The following is a 15,506-nucleotide window of genomic DNA, read 5'->3' as shown; positions in this document are numbered from 1 at the left end:
TTAGGCCCTCGTCGGCCCGACAGTCTTCCCATCGCGGCTTGCCGAAACATTCTGTCGCTGGTATCAAGAACCTCCCGTCCGTCGTGGCGGGTTGAACGGCGTCCAACAACGGCAGAGGGGAGTTGCAGTGACATCGCCACGCATCGTCAGCTCCCCGGACCTCCGTCATTAGGTAGGTCCGCCTCCGCGCTCCCGGCTGGTCTGGCCCCGGGGGCCGCCGGATCCTCGCCGAGGACGCCAACGGGCCTGCACCGCCCGGGCGCCCCGCCCCGAAACCCTCAGTTCGCCGTCGGCACCGGGCCTCGTCCTCGCCGATTCGCTTGAACCGTTCAGCCGGGAGGATGCCGCTTCGGCGGTGTCGGAACGACCGTGGCGCCAGACCAGACCAACAACCAGAATCCTCTGCTGCGCGTGCTGCGCTTCAGCTGCGGCCATTGGCGCCGTCACCCGCTGCCGATCACGGCCGCGGTCGGCGGCGTGCTGGCCTCGACCGGCATCGACGTCGTGCTGCCGGTGTTCGCCGGCCACATGGTCGACGCCATCGCCTCCGGCCCCGGCGGCTACGACGCGGCGCTGCAGGCGCTGCTGACCATCGTCGGGCTCGGCATCGTCTATGTGGCGCTGCGCGACACGGTGTTCCGCGCCATCATCCGGCTGACCACGCGGGTCATGCAGGCGATGACGCAGGAGGCGTTCTGGCGCGTCCAGCGCTTCTCCACCGACTGGCACGCCAACAGCTTCGCCGGCGCCACCGTCCGCAAGATCAACCGCGGCACCTGGGCGATGGACCTGCTGAACGACGTGATCCTGGTCGAACTGCTGCCATCGATCCTGGTGCTGCTCGGCGCCACCGCGCTCCTGGCGGCGCGCTGGCCGATGATGGGGGCGGCGGTGGCGTGCGGCGTCGCCCTGTTCCTGCTGGTCAGCCTGGTGCTGGTGCTGCGCTACGTCGCCCCGGCGGCGCGGCTGGCCAACGAGATGGACTCGAAGCTGGGCGGCAACCTGGCCGATTCGATCGGCTGCAACGCGGTGGTGAAGACCTTCGGCGCCGAGCGGCGCGAGGATGCCTTCATCGCCCGCACGGTCGAGATCTGGCGCCAGCGCACCATCCGCACCTGGCATCGCGGCACCAATTCCGGCACCACCCAGAACCTGCTGATGGTGGCGCTGAACGGCATGGTGCTGGGCATCGGCCTGTGGCTGTGGGGCCGCGGCATGGCGACGCCGGGCGACATCACCTACATCCTCGGCACTTACGCCCTGATCCACGGCTATCTGCGCGGCGTCGGCATGCATGTCCGCAACCTGCAGCGTGCGGTCAACGACATGGAGGAGCTGGTCGACTTCATGGACCAGCCGCTCGGGGTCGAGGACCGGCCGGCGGCGCCGGAGATCGCGGTCGAGGCCGGCCGCATCGACTTCGACGCCGTCACCTTCCGCTACCAGGGGCAGCGGGAGCCGATCTATGACGGCTTCACCCTGACCATCGCCCCGGGCGAGCGGATCGGCCTGGTCGGCCATTCCGGCAGCGGCAAGAGCACCTTCGTCAAGCTGGTGCAGCGGCTGTACGACCTGAACGGCGGCGCCATCCGCATCGACGGCCAGGACGTCGCCGGGGTGACGCAGGAGAGCCTGCGCCGCCAGATCGCCCTGGTGCCGCAGGAGCCGGTGCTGTTCCACCGCTCGCTGGCGGAGAACATCGCCTATGGCCGGCCCGACGCGACGATGGAGCAGATCGTCGACGCGGCGCGCCAAGCCTATGCCCACGATTTCATCGCCCGCCTGCCGCAGGGCTACGAGACACTGGTCGGTGAGCGCGGGGTGAAGCTGTCTGGCGGCGAGCGCCAGCGCGTCGCCCTGGCCCGCGCCATCCTGGCCGACGCCCCGGTCCTGATCCTGGACGAGGCGACGTCCAGCCTGGACAGCGTGTCGGAATCGCTGATCCAGGCGGCGGTGGAGAAGCTGATCGTCGGCCGCACCACGATCATCGTCGCGCACCGGCTGTCGACCGTGCAGAAGGTCGACCGCATCCTGGTGTTCGACCGCGGCCGGATCGTCGAGCAGGGCACCCATGCCGAGCTGGTGAAGCGCGAGGGCGGCCATTATCGCGAGCTGTTCGAGCACCAGGCGATGGGGCTGATCGACGGCCAGGAGGCGGCGTAAGCCGCCTCCAATCGACGGAGAGGCGGCGTAAGCCGCCTCCAACCGTCCTAGCCGCCCACCGCTGACGGCAGGCGGGCCGCGAACTCCGCCGCCAGCCAGTCGATGAACACCCGGACCCGGGGCGACAGCTGCCGGCTGTGCGGGTACAGCACATAGACCGGTGCGGGGGCCGGCGGCGTGTCGGCCAGCACCTCGATCATGGTGCCGGCCGCCATGTCCTCCAGCAGGCGGTAGCGCGGCAGCTGGATCAGCCCCAGCCCCAGCCGGCCGGCGGCGAAGTAGATCTCGGCGCCTGCCGCCGACACCGTCACCGGCAGCGTCACCTCGCGCCGGGCGCCGTCGACCGTGAACTCCAGCGGCAGCAGTGCGCCGGTGGCGGAGGACAGGAAGCCGACCATGCGGTGGCCGTCGAGGTCGCCCGGACTGCGCGGCACGCCGAACCGTTCCAGATAGGTCGGGCTGGCGAAGGTGCTCTCGGCCAGCACCGCGATCCGCCGCCCGACCAGCGAGCTGTCGGCCGGCTGACCGACCCGCAGCACGCAGTCCACGCCCTCGCGCACCAGGTCGACGAAGCGGTCGCCCTCGCCGAAATGCAGCTTGATGTCCGGGTAGTCCGCCAGGAACCGCGGCAGGCCCGGCATCATGAAGGACCGGGCCAGGATGCCGTGCACGTTCACCCGCAGCAGCCCCTTCGGCTTCGCGCCGGTGAAGGCAGCCTCGGCCTCCTCGATATCCGCCAGGATCGACAGGCAGCGCTGGTAATAGGCCTCGCCGTCCAGCGTCGGGCGGACCTGCCGGGTGGTCCGCTGCAACAGCCGCACGCCCAGCCGTGCCTCCAGCTGCTTGACCCCCTCGGTGGCGGTCGAGCGTGGCAGGCCGAGATCCTGCGCCGCGAGCGAGAAGCTGCGCCGCTCGACCACCCGCAGGAACAGCCGCATCGCATCCAGCCGGTCCATGCCTGTTGTTCCTGATTTCCGAACGATGATGCCTGATCAAAGCAGATTATCCGGAAACCGATAAGGTCCATCTTTCCGCCACCGACATGATGGTCGAGGAGGAGGACAAGATGGGCGAACGGAACAACCAGGTCGCGATCGTCACCGGCGCCTCGCGCGGCATCGGCGCCGCGATCGCCGAACGGCTCGCCCGGGACGGCTTCACCGTCGTCGTCAACTACGCCGGCAATGCCGAGGCCGCCGAGGCCCTGGCCCGCAGCATCGAGCAGGCGGGCGGCCGGGCCCTGACCGCCCAGGCCGACGTCGCCGACCCCGCCGCGGTGCGCCGCATGTTCGAGGCGGCCGAAACCGCCCTCGGCGGCGTCGACGTGGTGGTGAACAATGCCGGCATCATGCAGCTGGCGCGGATCGCCGACACCGACGACGCGCTGTTCGACCGGACGGTCGCGATCAATCTGAAGGGCACCTTCAACGTGCTGCGCGAGGCCGCGAAGCGGCTGCGCGACGGCGGCCGGATCGTCAGCATTTCGACCAGCGTCGTCGGCACCAGGCTGGAGACCTACGGCGTCTACACCGCGACCAAGGCCGCGGTGGAGACCCTGACCGGCATCCTGGCGAAAGAGCTGCGCGGCCGGTTGATCACCGTCAACGCCGTGGCCCCCGGCCCGGTCGGCACCGAGCTGTTCTTCCACGGCAAGTCGCCGGAGCTGGTCGAACGCTTCGCCAAGATGGTGCCGCTGGAGCGGCTGGGCACGCCGGAGGACATCGCCGGTGTCGTGGCCTTCCTGGCCGGCCCGGAGGGCGGCTGGGTCAACGGCCAGGTGCTGCGCGCCAATGGCGGCCTGGTCTGAGCCGGCCAGATCGGCCTGGACGGGACCGGCTGCGGCGGTATCGTGGCGCACCGAAAAGCCGCGCCCGGTCCGGGCCGATCCGACGGAGGAACCATGCCCGAGATCCGCATCGTCGCCAGTGGGCTGCAGTTCCCCGAGGGGCCGGTGGCGGAGGCCGACGGCTCCGTCCTGCTGGTCGAGATCCAGCGCGAGACCGTCAGCCGGGCCCGGCCGGACGGTGCGGTCGAGGTGGTGGCGCAGCTCGGCGGCGGCCCGAACGGGCTCGCGGTCGGGCCGGACGGCGCGCTCTATGTCTGCAACAACGGCGGCTTCCTGTTCCACCACGACGGCGGCTACAACCGGATGCGCCGGGGCGTGCATCCGCGCTACACCAGCGGCCGGATCGAACGCCTCGACCCTGCCACCGGCGAGGTCCGCACTCTCTATGACCGTTGCGGCGACCATCCGCTGTGCGGCCCGAACGACATCGTCTTCGACCGCTCCGGCGGCTTCTACTTCACCGATTACGGCAAGCATCGCGAGCGCGAGCGGGACTATGGCGGGCTGTACTATGCCTTGTTCGACGGCTCGCGCATCGTCGAGGTTGCCTATCCGATGGAGATGCCGAACGGCGTCGGCCTGTCGCCGGACGACTCAGTCGTATACGTCTCGGAGACAGAGACCGGGCGGCTGTGGGCCTTCGACCTGGAGGAACCGGGGCGGCCGACGCGCCACCCGTTCCCGTCGCCGCATGGCGGCCGTCTGGTCTGCGGCCTGCCCGGCTACCAGCGCTTCGACAGCATGGCCGTCGATGCCCGGGGCAACATCTGCGTCGCCACGCTGATCACCGGCTGCATCACCGTGATCGCCCCGGACGGCACCGTGCTGGACCAGGTGATGCTGCCGGACGACCCGATCGTGACCAATATCTGCTTCGGCGGGCCGGATCGGAAGACCGCCTACATCACCTTGTCCGGCACCGGGCGGCTGGCCGCGATGGAGTGGCCGGAGCCCGGCTGCGCGCTGGCGTATGTTCGATGAGGTGAGCCCCGTGGTCACCGGCATCAACCACGTCACCCTTGCCATCAGCGACGTCGAGAGATCGTTCCGGTTCTATGTCGATGTACTGGGGCTGAAGCCCTTGGCGAGATGGAGCCGCGGCGCCTATCTGCTGGCCGGGGATCTCTGGTTCTGCCTCAGCGTGGACGAGAAGACGCGGTCGTCGCCCCATCCCGACTACACCCATATCGCTTTCAGCGTCGCCGATTTCGCCGCCTGCTCCAAGCGGCTGGCGGACCGCGGCGCTCCGATCTGGCGCCTCAACCGGACCGAGGGACCGTCGGTCTATTTCCTCGACCCGGACGGTCACAAGCTCGAGATCCACGATGGCGACTGGCGGACACGTCTGCAGTCGATGCGGGACAACCCATGGGAGGATGGGATCGAGTTCTTCTAGGCTGGCGGCGCGGCCCTACCGCGCCACAGCCAGCGCCTCCGCTCCGCTCGGCTGGAACAGCGCCGGGCGGCCGTAGAAGCGGGTGGCGAGGGCGGAGACCTGCCCCGCATCCCCGGTGGTGAAGAACAGCGGCGATGCTTCCGCCCCGCCGGCGGTGTCGAATTCCGGGTGGCGCTGCAGATAGGCCTTCAGGCTGCGGGCGGTGATGTCGGGCTGCGACAGCACCTCCACCCCCTGCGGCAAGGCCTCGGCGAACAGGTCGGCGACCAGGGGGTAATGGGTGCAGCCCAGGATCACCGCATCCGGCGGCACGCCTTGCAGCTGCCGCATCAGCAGCGCCGCATAGCGCCGCACGGCGCGGCGCAGCACCGCCTCCGGCGCCGCCCGCTCGATCAGCGTCACCAGCACTGGGCAGGCTTGCTGCACCACGGTGATCTCCGGCGCGCGCTTGCCGATCTCCTCGACGAAGGCGCCGGTCCGCACCGTGTGGCGGGTGGCGAAGATGGCGACGGTGCGCGGCTCGCCGCGATGCCGGCCGGTGCGGATGTCGGCCATCCAGGGCACGCCGGTGATCGCCTCCACCATCGGCACCAGCACGCCGATCACCCGCCGGTCCGGATGGTGCTGCGGCAGCCAGCCCTGCTGCAGCCGGCGCAGCCCGGTGGCCGCGGCCGTGTTGCAGGCCAGGACCACCAGCCGGCAGCCGAGGCCGAACAGCGTCTCCACCGCCGCGACGGTCAAGCGGTAGATCTCCTCCGGCTCGCGGTTGCCGTAGGGGGCGTGGCCGTGGTCGCCGAGATAGAGGAAGCGCTGCTGCGGCAGGTGCCGGGTCAGCGCCTGCAACACCGTCAGCCCGCCATGTCCCGAATCGAAAACCCCGATCATCCGCATCCCCGTGGCGCTGTCCTGGCGGTACCGGATCTCGGGGGCATTCTCAAGGCAATTGGCCGTCGGGCCGGCAGAGGGTAACACCGCGAGGCAACGGGCAGGCTGCAGGCTATGGACATCATCTGCATCAACGGGCCGATCAACGCCGGCAAGTCGACGGTGGGGCGGCGCCTCGCCGCCCTGCTGCCCGGCGCCGCCTTCGTCGAGGGCGACGATCACGGCGCGCCGGATGGCATCGGCCTCGATGCCACCATCGCCGCCGCCCTGGCGCGGATCGAGGCGCTGATCGCCGCCGCCACGGGCGACCTGGTGATCGCCTACCCGCTGCGGCCGCTGGATCACGCCCGCCTGGCCGCGGCGGCGGGCCGGCGCGGGGCGCGGCTGTTCACGGCGACGCTGGCGCCGCCGATCGCGGTGGCGCTGGCCGATCGCGGCGGCCGGACGCTGTCGGCGGAGGAGCGCGACCGGATCGTCGAGATGTATGCGGAAGGTTATGCCGGCCCCGCCTTCTCCAACCTCGTCCTCGACAATGCCGGGCTGACCCCGGACCAGGCGGCCGCCGCCATCGCCGAGGCGCTGCAGCGCCGTTGACCGCGACCCGGCCCGCCGATAGCCTGTCGGCATGATCCGTCGTCCTCGCCCCGCTCCGCGATACGGTGCCCCGCCCTTCTGAGGCGGCGGGGACGATGTTTCATGCCGATCCCATGCCGCCGGTTCCGGCGGCATTTCCATGTGGGGTCTCCGGGGCCGCGCGGCGCCACCAGGAGACCCGACATGCCCATCATCCGCCCGGCCCGCCCGGACGAGCACGGCGCGCTCTGCGTCCTGTTCGCCGAACTCGACCGCTTCCACCGCGAGATCCGGCCCGATGTCTTCGTCGAGCCCGAAGGGCCGGCGCGCAGCCCGGAGCTGATCGCCGGACTGATCGCGGGGCCGGACAGCACCATCCTGGTCGCCGAGGATGGCGGCGCCCTGGCCGGCCTGGCCACGCTGGTCGAGAAGACGGTCGCGGCCAATCCGGTCCGGCCGGAGCGCCGCATCGCCGAGGTCGACAATCTGGTGGTGATGCCGGGCCATCGCCGCCGCGGCATCGCCGGGCTGCTGCTGCGCCATGCCGAGGACTGGGCGCGCGGCCGCGGCATCGCCAGCCTCGAGCTCGGCGTCTGGGAGTTCAACGCCGGGGCGGTCGCCTGCTACGAGGCGGCCGGCTTCGCGCCGACCACCCGCCGCCTGAGCAAGCCCGTCGCGCCGCCCTAACGGGGCTGCGCCCGGCCGTGCCACTCCTCGCGGGTCTGGCCCCAGATCTCGACCTTGGTGTCGATCGGCGCCGGCAGCCGGTCCAGGCCGCGTAAGCGCGAGCCCAGCCGGCGCGCCACCGCCTTGGACGGTTCGTTCTCCGGCGCGATGCAGTGGATCACCTCGGTCCAGCCGAGGCGGTCGAAGGCCCAGTCGATCGTCGCCGCGGCGCCTTCGGTGGCGTAGCCCTTGCCCCAGGCGGCGCGGGATAGGCCCCAGCCGATCTCGGTGCCGGGCCAGCCCTCCGGCTGCCAGGGGCCGAGGCGGCCGATCCAGCGCTCGGTCGCCCTCTCGATCACCGAGAACATGGCAAAGCCCTGCACCGCCCAGGCGCCCGCGACCATGACGAAGCCGCGCCACGCCACGGTGCGCAGTTGGACGCCGCCGAGGAACTGGGCGGTCTCGGGCTCCGCCATCATGCCGGCCCAGTCGTCGAAATCCTCGGCCCGGGGTGGGCGCAGGATCAGCCGGGCGGTCTCCAGCACCGGTTCGGGCATCGCGCGTCTCCTGAAGCGAAGGGGCGCAGCAGGCCCGATCCCGGCCGGCCGGTCAAGCCGGCCGCTCAGCGTTCCGCCGCGGTGCCGATGTCGGGGGCGGCGAAGCTGTGCAGCAGCAGGCGCACCAGCTCGGCCTGCCGGTGCGTCTCGGTCTTCTCGAACACCTGCTTCAGATAGTGGCGGGCGGTGCCGATCGAGATGCCCAGGCTCTCCGCCGCCTCGGCCGGCCCGAGGCCGCCGGCGATCAGCGCCGCCAGGTCGGATTCGCGCCGGGTCAGGCCGTAGGCGCTGGCAAGGCCGGCGGTGTCGATGCGGCTGCGCCGGTCGGGGTCGGAGATCAGCACCGCCACTGCGCCCGGCTCGCCGGGAACCGCGCCGCGGTCGGGTGCGGGGGCCGGGATCACGGTCAGGATCAGCGGTCCGTTCGGAGGACGCCGCGATACCGGGATGCGCAGCACCGCGGCGGCGGCACGGTTCAGCGCGTCATCTGCGGTGTCCGGGCCGCCGGCCAGCAGCATCGCCGCGGTGATCGCCTGGTGCAGCGCCCGGGTCTGCGCCGGCAGGGTGGTGGCGATGCCGTAGGCGTCGGCCAGCAGCCCGTCGCGCGCCGCGATCAGCGCCTCGGCGCGCTCGTTGCGATAGGCCGGCCGGCCGTGCCGGTCCAGCAGGATCAGGCCGAGGCCCAGCGCGTCGATCGCGGCCAGGGCGCCGGTGGCGCAGGGGTCGACGCTGGCCAGCCTGCGGTTCAGCTTGCCGGCCTTGGCCAGATGCGGCACCAGGGCCTGCAGCCGGTTCAGCTCCTCGGCGCCGAAATCGCGCTCGTCCAGCGGCCGGCAGACGCGGATCGCCGACCAGCCGGACGTGCCGCGCCACGGCACCGCCACCGCCGCCAGGCCGCCGCCGATCGGCCGGATCAGCTGCTGATAGAAATCCGTCCGCTCATAGTCCTGGACCGGCACCATGGAAGACTGGGTGCGGGTGGCGCCGGTCGGGAACCGCCGCATCTGCTCGGCCCAGAAATCGCTGTGCAGGATCTGGTCGCAGCGGTCGCCATGCTGCAGCACATCCATCCGGGAGCAGGTGGAGAGCTGGACCCGGTCGTCGGTCGTGGTGGTGAACACGGCGTGCGAGCCGCCGACCAGGTCGCGCACCGAGTCCAGGCAGTGCGGCCAGTCCTGCGGCTCCATCGCAGCGTCGTAGATCCGCTGCACGGTCCGGAGGATCGCCTGCGCGCCCGCGCTCACCCGGCCGACCCTTTCCTATGGTACGACGGATCGAAGCCAACCCCCGTCTGCGTGCCGCCCACAAGTCGATCATGGAACACCGGCATTCCCGCGCTCCAAAATATCCTAGAACAGGAAAATACGCCGCTAGTCGAGCCGCCGATTCTTAAACAACACCGATCCCACGAGGACGACATCGCGGCAATGCCGCGAACGTCTTCCTCGCTCGGAAGGATCATACCGTGTTTTTCACGATGCCATCAGAGCACTTTTATTATGGCATCGGTGTGGAGACGTGGCGGCAAGGCCAGGGCGCTCGGCGCGAACGGATGACGGAAAACCTCGGGCCGGCTGAACTCAGCTGGCCCGGCGCATCGTGACGGCCTTCTTCGGCTCCTCGTCGAACAGCTCGGCCAGCTTGTCGATCATGGTGCCGCCCAGCTGCTCGGCATCGACGATGGTGACGGCGCGGCGGTAGTAGCGGGTCACGTCATGGCCGATGCCGATCGCCACCAGCTCCACCGGCGACCAGCGCTCGATGTATTCGATCACCTGCTTCAGGTGCCGCTCGAGATAGTTGCCGGGATTGACCGACAGGGTCGAATCGTCGACCGGGGCGCCGTCGGAGATCACCATCAGGATGCGCCGCTGCTCCTGCCGGCCGACGATGCGGTTGTGCGCCCACAGCAGCGCCTCGCCGTCGATGTTCTCCTTCAGCACGCCCTCGCGCAGCATCAGGCCGAGATTCTTGCGGGCCCGGCGCCACGGCGCGTCGGCGGATTTGTAGATGATGTGGCGCAGGTCGTTCAGCCGGCCGGGATTCTGCGGCTTGCTCTGCTGGATCCAGCGCTCGCGCGCCATGCCGCCCTTCCAGGCGCGGGTGGTGAAGCCGAGGATCTCGACCTTGACGCCGCAGCGCTCCAGCGTCCGCGCCAGGATGTCGGCGGCGATCGCGGCGATGGTGATCGGCCGGCCGCGCATCGATCCGGAATTGTCGATCAGCAGGGTCACGACCGTGTCGCGGAAATCGGTGTCCTGCTCCATCTTGAAGGACAGCGGCGTCAGCGGGTTGATCACCACCCGGGCGAGGCGGGCGGCGTCGAGGATGCCTTCCTCCAGATCGAAGTCCCAGGACCGGGTCTGCTTGGCCATCAGCTTGCGCTGCAGCCGGTTGGCCAGCTTGGCGATCACGCCCTGCAAATGCTGCAGCTGCTGGTCCAGCATCAGCCGCAGCCGCGACAGCTCGTCGGCGTCGCACAGGTCCTCGGCCGCCACCATCTCGTCGAACTGGGTGGTGAAGGCCTTGTAGTTCAGCCCGTGCGGGTCCAGCGCGCCGGTCTGGTCGTCGCGCCAGGGCTGGCCCGGCGACTCGGTGTCCTCGGTCGAGAACTCGTCGGCGTCGTCCGACGCCTCCTCCTGCTGGGCGCCCTCGGCGTCGGTCTCGTCGCCGCTCTCCGGATCGCTGTCGCTGTCGTCGGCCTCGGCGCTGACCTGCTCGCCCTCGCGGCCCTGCTCCTCCGGCTGCTCGCCATCGGCCTTGTCGTCGTCCTCGCCGTCCTCGTCCTCCTGCGTCTCGTCCTCCTGGCCGATCTCGACGTCGAGCTCGGCCAGCAGGTGCTTGGCGCAGCGGGCGTAGGATTCCTGGTCGTCCATGGCGTCGGCCAGCTCGTGCAGCGAGCGGCCGATGCGGCTCTCCAGCCAGGACCGCCACAGCTCGGCGGCGTGGCGGGCATTGGGCGGCGGCTTCTCGCCGGTCATCGCCTCGCGCGCGGCCAGCCGCACCGCCTCGGCCAGCGGCACCTGCTCGCGCTCGGTGACGCGGTCCAGCCCCTGGCGCTTGAAGCGGTCGTCCAGCGCCGCCGCCAGGTTGCCGGCGACGCCGGCCATCTGGGTGGCGCCGATCGCCTCGCAGCGCGCCTGCTCCAGCGCCTCGAAGGCGGCACGGGCGACGTCGCCCTGCGGCATGCGGGCGGCATGGACCTTGGCGTTGTGGTGACGCAGGCGCAGCGCCACGGCATCGGCGGCGCCGCGCACCTTGGCGACCTCGGCCGAGGTCAGCAGGCGCGAGGGCTGCGGCAGCCGGGCGCGGGTGCCGGCGACGCCGGCCGGCTCGCTGGAATAGGCCACGGTGATGTCGGGCCGCTCGGCGATGGCCCGCACCGTCGCCGTGGTGGCGCGCTTGAACACCTCGATCGGGCTGTCGTCCTGGGGCATCGCCTGCTTCGTCTCCGCCGTCCGGCAGACCGGTCGGCTCCGTCTTCAGTCTCAGGGCGGCTCCCCCTCACCCTCCCGGCCTTCGGCCGGGCCCCTCCCTCTCCCCGAGGAGAGGGGAAGGGGGCGCCGCTCTATACCTCTCCTTGGGGAGAGGTCGGAAATCCGTCAGGATTTCCGGGTGAGGGGGCGGAACCGGCGCCGCCACCCTCGAACCGTCACGCCAGATGGGCGCGGACGCCGCTTTCCGGCAGCTCGGTGCCGAAGCAGCGCTGGTAGTACTCGGCCACGGTCGAGCGCTCGACCTCGTCGCATTTGTTCAGGAAGGTCAGGCGGAAAGCGAAGCCGACATCGCCGAAGATGCGCGCATTCTCGGCCCAGGTGATCACCGTGCGCGGCGACATCACGGTGGAGATGTCGCCGCCGATGAAGCCGGCGCGGGTCAGGTCGGCCAGGCGGACCATGGCGTTGATCTTGGTGCGGCCTTCCTCCGTGTCGAAGTCCGGCACCTTGGCCAGGACGATCTCGACCTCGGCGTCATGCGGCAGGTAGTTCAGCGTGGCGACGATCGACCAGCGGTCCATCTGGCCCTGGTTGATCTGCTGGGTGCCGTGATACAGGCCGGTGGTGTCGCCCAGGCCGACGGTGTTGGCGGTGGAGAAGATGCGGAAGGCCGGGTGCGGCTTGATCACCCGGTTCTGGTCGAGAAGGGTCAGCTTGCCCTCGACCTCCAGCACGCGCTGGATCACGAACATCACGTCCGGCCGGCCGGCGTCGTATTCATCGAACACGATGGCGCAGGGGTTCTGCAGCGCCCAGGGCAGGATGCCCTCGCGGAACTCGGTCACCTGCTTGCCGTCGCGCAGCACGATGGCGTCCTTGCCGACCAGGTCGATGCGGCTGATGTGGCTGTCCAGGTTGACGCGCACGCAGGGCCAGTTCAGCCGGGCCGCGACCTGCTCGATATGGGTCGACTTGCCGGTGCCGTGATAGCCCTGGATCATCACCCGCCGGTTGTGGGCGAAGCCGGCCAGGATGGCCATGGTGGTGTCGCGGTCGAAGCGGTAGGCGCTGTCGACATCCGGCACATGCGGCGTCGCGGAGGAGAAGGCGGGCACCTGCAGGTCGCTGTCGATGCCGAAGGTCTGCCGGACGGACACCTTGATGTCGGGCAGCGTCGTGGAGGTGTCAGCGCTCATGATCCAGTCGAAGTCCAAGTTCCAGAGTATCGGGTCACGAGGCGAAGCCGGCCTTCAGCACGCTGTAGGCGTGGTTGATGGTCTTGAACTTCTCCTCGGCGTCGCGGCTTCCGCCATTGGCGTCCGGGTGATGCAGTTTGACAAGGGCCTTGTAACGGGCCTTGAGGGTTTTCAGATCCAAGGGATGGGCCAGCTCGAGCGTCTTCATCGCGCTTTCATGCTCGGTCAGGGGGCGGCCCTGCTTCGCCTCCTCCTGCGCCTCGCGGCCGGCGTGGAACGGGTTGTCGCCCACGCCCTCGGCGAAGCTCCGATAGATCCGGCTGCGCAGCCGCTGCTCGGCCCGCCAGCTGCCCATCGGCCAGGTCGGCCGGTCCCACACCGTGTCGCGCCGGGCCTCGCGCTCGATCTGGTCGGCGCTCATGCCCTGGTAGTAGTTCCAGGCGCGGTTGTATTCCCGCACATGCTCCAGGCAGAACCACCAGTAGTCGTTCAGATGCTGCCGCGATTTCGGCGCCCGGAACTCCCCGGCGCAGGCACAGTCCGGGTGGTCGCAGCGGCGCGTTGCCGGCGCCGGCTCCTCAAATGCCCGGTACTCTCTGCGGTTGGCGGTGGCCATGCTGCGAGTATGGGGAGGGCTCATTCGCCTGACAAGCCGAGCCGGCGGAAATCTGCCCTGCCCTCGTGTCGCAGCATCGGGACTTGCGTCACGCGCGAATATAGGATGCCAAGCCTCCCGCCGCGGCGCCGCCTCTGCTATCACCGGGAGCCGGATGGAGGACAGACCGATGCAGATCGCCGACAGCATGCGCCGTAAGATCGAGCAGGCGCTGGCCCCGGCCCAGCTCGAGATCATCGACGACAGCCACCGCCATGCCGGCCACGCCGGGCATGACGGCCGCGGCGAAAGCCATTTCCGGGTGCTGATCGTGGCCGACGCCTTCGCCGGCAAGTCCAGGGTCGAGCGCCAGCGCCTGGTCTACGACCTGCTGGCGGCCGAGCTGCAGGACCGGGTGCACGCCCTGTCGCTGACCACCCGGACCCCGGCGGAGGCCGAGAAGGCGGGCGCGCGCGGCTGACGCCGGCTCTGTCGCGCGGACGCGCGCAGACCCCTCCCCCTTGCCCCCTCCCACAAGGGGAGGGGGAGAGTGGAAGGCTGGGCCGGCTGGTGACGGCAAAGGATGGTGGGCGCGCGGCGGCCCTCAGCGGCCGCGCCGTTTCAGCTCCCAGGGCGGGCGGTCGAGCCGCTTCTCGGTGAAGAGGTCGATCCAGCCGGGAGGGATTTTCCGGCTGCCCTTGAAGTAGAAGTACCTGCCCGCTTCCGGGCCGGTCTCGGGCCACATTCCCGATTCCGATCCCGGTTTCGGTTCCGCTTCCGGTTCAGGCTCGTCGTCCTCCGCCTCGCGGCCATAGGACCAGTTGGTGCCGGAATAGTCGGGGTTCAGCCAGGCCGGGTCCGGATGGATGCCCATGTCGCGGCAGAGATGGATGACGATCTCCTCAAGCGGATGCCCGGCGAGAGCGAGGGCGGCGTCGATCTCCTCATCCTCGATCAGCCGCTCCCACAGATCGGCCAGCAGCGCCTCGCCCTTCTTGGCGTCGACCGAGTCGTCGCCGCCGATCGAGCAGGAAACGGCGCGGGCCACCTGGCGGCGGCGCTGGGTCTTCTCCTCGGCCCGGTCGCGGGCATGAGCGGCCGCCTTCTGCGCGATCTCCTGGCGCTTCTGGGCGAAGTGGAGCTTCAGCGCCAGGGTGCGGCGGATGCCGCGGGCGATGCGGTCGAGGGAGATCTCCAGGTCCTTGACCGCGGCGGCGTCGCCGGCCTTGATCGCGGCGAGGGAGGCGGCATGCAGGGCCTCGGCGCGCTCCATCGCCATCTCGGCCAGCCGGTCGAGCACGCGCGCCGCCTGCTCGGCATCGGCGGAGGCCGGTGCGGCGGGCTGCGGGTCGGAGTCGGAGTGCGGCTTGTTCATAGAACATATCATGAACGAGAACGAGCCGTCCGCGCAATGAACATTGTGTTTACGGCGGAACCCGAGGGACTCCGCGGTGTTCCGGCGGGGGCAGGCCACTTCACGCGGCTGCATCCCCCTTCGCCGCCCCATCGTCCCGCCCAGCCAGGGCAACCAGCTTCTCCCCGACCCCCTGCAGGATCTCGTCCGACAGCGCCGGGTCGGACACGGCGCGGGCCAGGGCCACGGCGCCGGCCAGGGCGCTGATGGCCAGCAGGGCGTCGGCGCGGGTGGCGGCCGGGTTCTTCGCCCGCAGCAGGGCCAGGAACGTCTCCACGCTGGCCTCGACGTGCCGGGTGAAGGCTTCGCGAGGCCGGTCCTGCAGCCGCCCGGCCTCGCTGGCCAGGGCCGCCACGGCGCAGCCCAGCCCGGGCGCGTCGCGATGCTGCGGGCTCAGATACTCGGCGACGATCCCGGCGTAGCCGGCGCCGGCCTCCCGCGCGGCGGCGACGGTCGCCCGGCTCTGGGCCAGGGCCTCCTCCAGCGCTTCGGCCACCAGGTCGTCGCGCGAGCCGAAATGGCGGTAGAAGCCGCCATGGGTCAGCCCGGCCTCCTGCATCAGCTCGGCGACGCTGAGGCCGCCGACTCCTGCCTCGCGGAAGCGGCCGGCGGCGATGCGCACGATGCGATCATGGCTGGCCGCCTTGTCCTGGCGCGAATGGCCCATCGCAAATTTCTCCTCGGCCGGTCGTTGACAATCAGGATGACGGTTATCATCTCCTCAATCGAGATGACAACCGTCATCCAGAATATGGGCTCGACCGGCCGTCGCCGCCAG

The 15,506-nt window shown here is 70.4% G+C and carries 16 protein-coding genes; 7 read left to right on the top strand and 9 right to left on the bottom strand.

What is annotated here, in order from left to right:
* Nucleotides 1-369 precede the first annotated feature (369 nt).
* The gene (locus FFK22_RS18395) at nucleotides 370-2,163 is read left to right on the top strand and encodes an ABC transporter ATP-binding protein (protein WP_138889389.1); all 1,794 of its coding nucleotides are present in this window, start codon (nucleotides 370-372) and stop codon (nucleotides 2,161-2,163) included.
* 47 nt (nucleotides 2,164-2,210) lie between these two features.
* Here the strand turns inward: FFK22_RS18395 and FFK22_RS18390 are convergent, their stop codons facing one another.
* Nucleotides 2,211-3,119: a LysR family transcriptional regulator gene (locus tag FFK22_RS18390; protein WP_138889388.1), complete on the bottom strand. Its 909-nt coding sequence runs from the start codon at nucleotides 3,117-3,119 to the stop codon at nucleotides 2,211-2,213.
* Between the two features lie 110 nt (nucleotides 3,120-3,229).
* On the opposite strand from FFK22_RS18390, the gene FFK22_RS18385 reads away from it, so the two are divergent.
* The 3 genes from FFK22_RS18385 (at nucleotide 3,230) to FFK22_RS18375 (ending at nucleotide 5,405) form a co-directional block, all read left to right on the top strand.
* The gene (locus FFK22_RS18385) at nucleotides 3,230-3,970 is read left to right on the top strand and encodes an SDR family oxidoreductase (RefSeq protein WP_138889387.1); all 741 of its coding nucleotides are present in this window, start codon (nucleotides 3,230-3,232) and stop codon (nucleotides 3,968-3,970) included.
* Nucleotides 3,971-4,063: 93 nt separating this feature from the next.
* Nucleotides 4,064-4,990 carry an SMP-30/gluconolactonase/LRE family protein gene (locus FFK22_RS18380; RefSeq protein ID WP_138889386.1) on the top strand — a complete coding sequence of 309 codons (927 nt, stop codon included), beginning with the start codon at nucleotides 4,064-4,066 and terminating at the stop codon, nucleotides 4,988-4,990.
* A 10-nt stretch (nucleotides 4,991-5,000) separates the two neighbouring features.
* Nucleotides 5,001-5,405, top strand: a complete 405-nt coding sequence (locus tag FFK22_RS18375) for a fosfomycin resistance glutathione transferase (protein WP_138889400.1) — start codon at nucleotides 5,001-5,003, stop codon at nucleotides 5,403-5,405.
* Nucleotides 5,406-5,420: 15 nt separating this feature from the next.
* Here the strand turns inward: FFK22_RS18375 and murI are convergent, their stop codons facing one another.
* The gene (murI, locus tag FFK22_RS18370; protein ID WP_138889385.1) at nucleotides 5,421-6,290 is read right to left on the bottom strand and encodes a glutamate racemase; all 870 of its coding nucleotides are present in this window, start codon (nucleotides 6,288-6,290) and stop codon (nucleotides 5,421-5,423) included.
* Between the two features lie 114 nt (nucleotides 6,291-6,404).
* Between murI and FFK22_RS18365 the strand changes: the two genes are divergently transcribed.
* Together FFK22_RS18365 and FFK22_RS18360 are read left to right on the top strand one after the other, a co-directional pair.
* Nucleotides 6,405-6,884, top strand: coding sequence for a hypothetical protein (locus FFK22_RS18365; RefSeq protein ID WP_221938689.1), 480 nt, complete (start codon nucleotides 6,405-6,407; stop codon nucleotides 6,882-6,884).
* A 183-nt stretch (nucleotides 6,885-7,067) separates the two neighbouring features.
* On the top strand, nucleotides 7,068-7,550 hold the full coding sequence (locus FFK22_RS18360; protein WP_186002534.1) for a GNAT family N-acetyltransferase: 483 nt from the start codon (nucleotides 7,068-7,070) through the stop codon (nucleotides 7,548-7,550).
* On the opposite strand, the gene FFK22_RS18355 is transcribed toward FFK22_RS18360, so the two are convergent.
* The 5 genes from FFK22_RS18355 to FFK22_RS18335 form a co-directional block, all read right to left on the bottom strand.
* Nucleotides 7,547-8,086, bottom strand: a complete 540-nt coding sequence (locus tag FFK22_RS18355; RefSeq protein WP_138889382.1) for a GNAT family N-acetyltransferase — start codon at nucleotides 8,084-8,086, stop codon at nucleotides 7,547-7,549. The two genes, FFK22_RS18360 and FFK22_RS18355, sit on opposite strands and share 4 nt — an antisense overlap.
* Before the next feature lie 65 nt (nucleotides 8,087-8,151).
* On the bottom strand, nucleotides 8,152-9,330 hold the full coding sequence (locus tag FFK22_RS18350; RefSeq protein WP_138889381.1) for a helix-turn-helix transcriptional regulator: 1,179 nt from the start codon (nucleotides 9,328-9,330) through the stop codon (nucleotides 8,152-8,154).
* Between the two features lie 336 nt (nucleotides 9,331-9,666).
* Nucleotides 9,667-11,523 carry a cobaltochelatase subunit CobT gene (cobT, locus tag FFK22_RS18345; RefSeq protein ID WP_138889380.1) on the bottom strand — a complete coding sequence of 619 codons (1,857 nt, stop codon included), beginning with the start codon at nucleotides 11,521-11,523 and terminating at the stop codon, nucleotides 9,667-9,669.
* A 215-nt stretch (nucleotides 11,524-11,738) separates the two neighbouring features.
* Nucleotides 11,739-12,719, bottom strand: coding sequence for a cobaltochelatase subunit CobS (gene cobS, locus FFK22_RS18340; RefSeq protein WP_138889379.1), 981 nt, complete (start codon nucleotides 12,717-12,719; stop codon nucleotides 11,739-11,741).
* A 34-nt stretch (nucleotides 12,720-12,753) separates the two neighbouring features.
* The gene (locus tag FFK22_RS18335; RefSeq protein ID WP_221938688.1) at nucleotides 12,754-13,335 is read right to left on the bottom strand and encodes a J domain-containing protein; all 582 of its coding nucleotides are present in this window, start codon (nucleotides 13,333-13,335) and stop codon (nucleotides 12,754-12,756) included.
* 169 nt (nucleotides 13,336-13,504) lie between these two features.
* Between FFK22_RS18335 and FFK22_RS18330 the strand changes: the two genes are divergently transcribed.
* On the top strand, nucleotides 13,505-13,795 hold the full coding sequence (locus tag FFK22_RS18330) for a BolA family transcriptional regulator (protein WP_138889377.1): 291 nt from the start codon (nucleotides 13,505-13,507) through the stop codon (nucleotides 13,793-13,795).
* Nucleotides 13,796-13,918: 123 nt separating this feature from the next.
* Here the strand turns inward: FFK22_RS18330 and FFK22_RS18325 are convergent, their stop codons facing one another.
* Together FFK22_RS18325 and FFK22_RS18320 are read right to left on the bottom strand one after the other, a co-directional pair.
* Entirely contained in the window at nucleotides 13,919-14,689 is a 771-nt protein-coding gene (locus tag FFK22_RS18325) for a hypothetical protein (RefSeq protein ID WP_138889376.1), read from the bottom strand.
* A 100-nt stretch (nucleotides 14,690-14,789) separates the two neighbouring features.
* The gene (locus tag FFK22_RS18320) at nucleotides 14,790-15,395 is read right to left on the bottom strand and encodes a TetR/AcrR family transcriptional regulator (RefSeq protein ID WP_138889375.1); all 606 of its coding nucleotides are present in this window, start codon (nucleotides 15,393-15,395) and stop codon (nucleotides 14,790-14,792) included.
* Between the last annotated feature and the right edge of the window lie 111 nt (nucleotides 15,396-15,506).

It is taken from the genome of Mycobacterium sp. KBS0706 (genome assembly GCF_005938675.2).
GTDB lineage: Bacteria > Pseudomonadota > Alphaproteobacteria > DSM-16000 > Inquilinaceae > Inquilinus.
The sequence above is the reverse complement of the archived record's forward strand: the minus strand, read 5'-3'. Positions and strand labels throughout refer to the sequence as shown.

What these genes read in the sequence shown, in the direction of transcription:
- FFK22_RS18335 (WP_221938688.1), bottom strand. Translation starts at nt 13,335, where the DNA reads ATGGCCACCGCCAACCGCAGAGAGTACCGGGCATTTGAGGAGCCGGCG.
- FFK22_RS18365 (WP_221938689.1), top strand. Translation starts at nt 6,405, where the DNA reads ATGGACATCATCTGCATCAACGGGCCGATCAACGCCGGCAAGTCGACG.
- cobT (WP_138889380.1), bottom strand. Translation starts at nt 11,523, where the DNA reads ATGCCCCAGGACGACAGCCCGATCGAGGTGTTCAAGCGCGCCACCACG.
- FFK22_RS18360 (WP_186002534.1), top strand. Translation starts at nt 7,068, where the DNA reads ATGCCCATCATCCGCCCGGCCCGCCCGGACGAGCACGGCGCGCTCTGC.
- FFK22_RS18355 (WP_138889382.1), bottom strand. Translation starts at nt 8,086, where the DNA reads ATGCCCGAACCGGTGCTGGAGACCGCCCGGCTGATCCTGCGCCCACCC.
- FFK22_RS18385 (WP_138889387.1), top strand. Translation starts at nt 3,230, where the DNA reads ATGGGCGAACGGAACAACCAGGTCGCGATCGTCACCGGCGCCTCGCGC.
- FFK22_RS18330 (WP_138889377.1), top strand. Translation starts at nt 13,505, where the DNA reads ATGCAGATCGCCGACAGCATGCGCCGTAAGATCGAGCAGGCGCTGGCC.
- FFK22_RS18325 (WP_138889376.1), bottom strand. Translation starts at nt 14,689, where the DNA reads ATGAACAAGCCGCACTCCGACTCCGACCCGCAGCCCGCCGCACCGGCC.
- murI (WP_138889385.1), bottom strand. Translation starts at nt 6,290, where the DNA reads ATGATCGGGGTTTTCGATTCGGGACATGGCGGGCTGACGGTGTTGCAG.
- FFK22_RS18320 (WP_138889375.1), bottom strand. Translation starts at nt 15,395, where the DNA reads ATGGGCCATTCGCGCCAGGACAAGGCGGCCAGCCATGATCGCATCGTG.
- FFK22_RS18390 (WP_138889388.1), bottom strand. Translation starts at nt 3,119, where the DNA reads ATGGACCGGCTGGATGCGATGCGGCTGTTCCTGCGGGTGGTCGAGCGG.
- cobS (WP_138889379.1), bottom strand. Translation starts at nt 12,719, where the DNA reads ATGAGCGCTGACACCTCCACGACGCTGCCCGACATCAAGGTGTCCGTC.
- FFK22_RS18380 (WP_138889386.1), top strand. Translation starts at nt 4,064, where the DNA reads ATGCCCGAGATCCGCATCGTCGCCAGTGGGCTGCAGTTCCCCGAGGGG.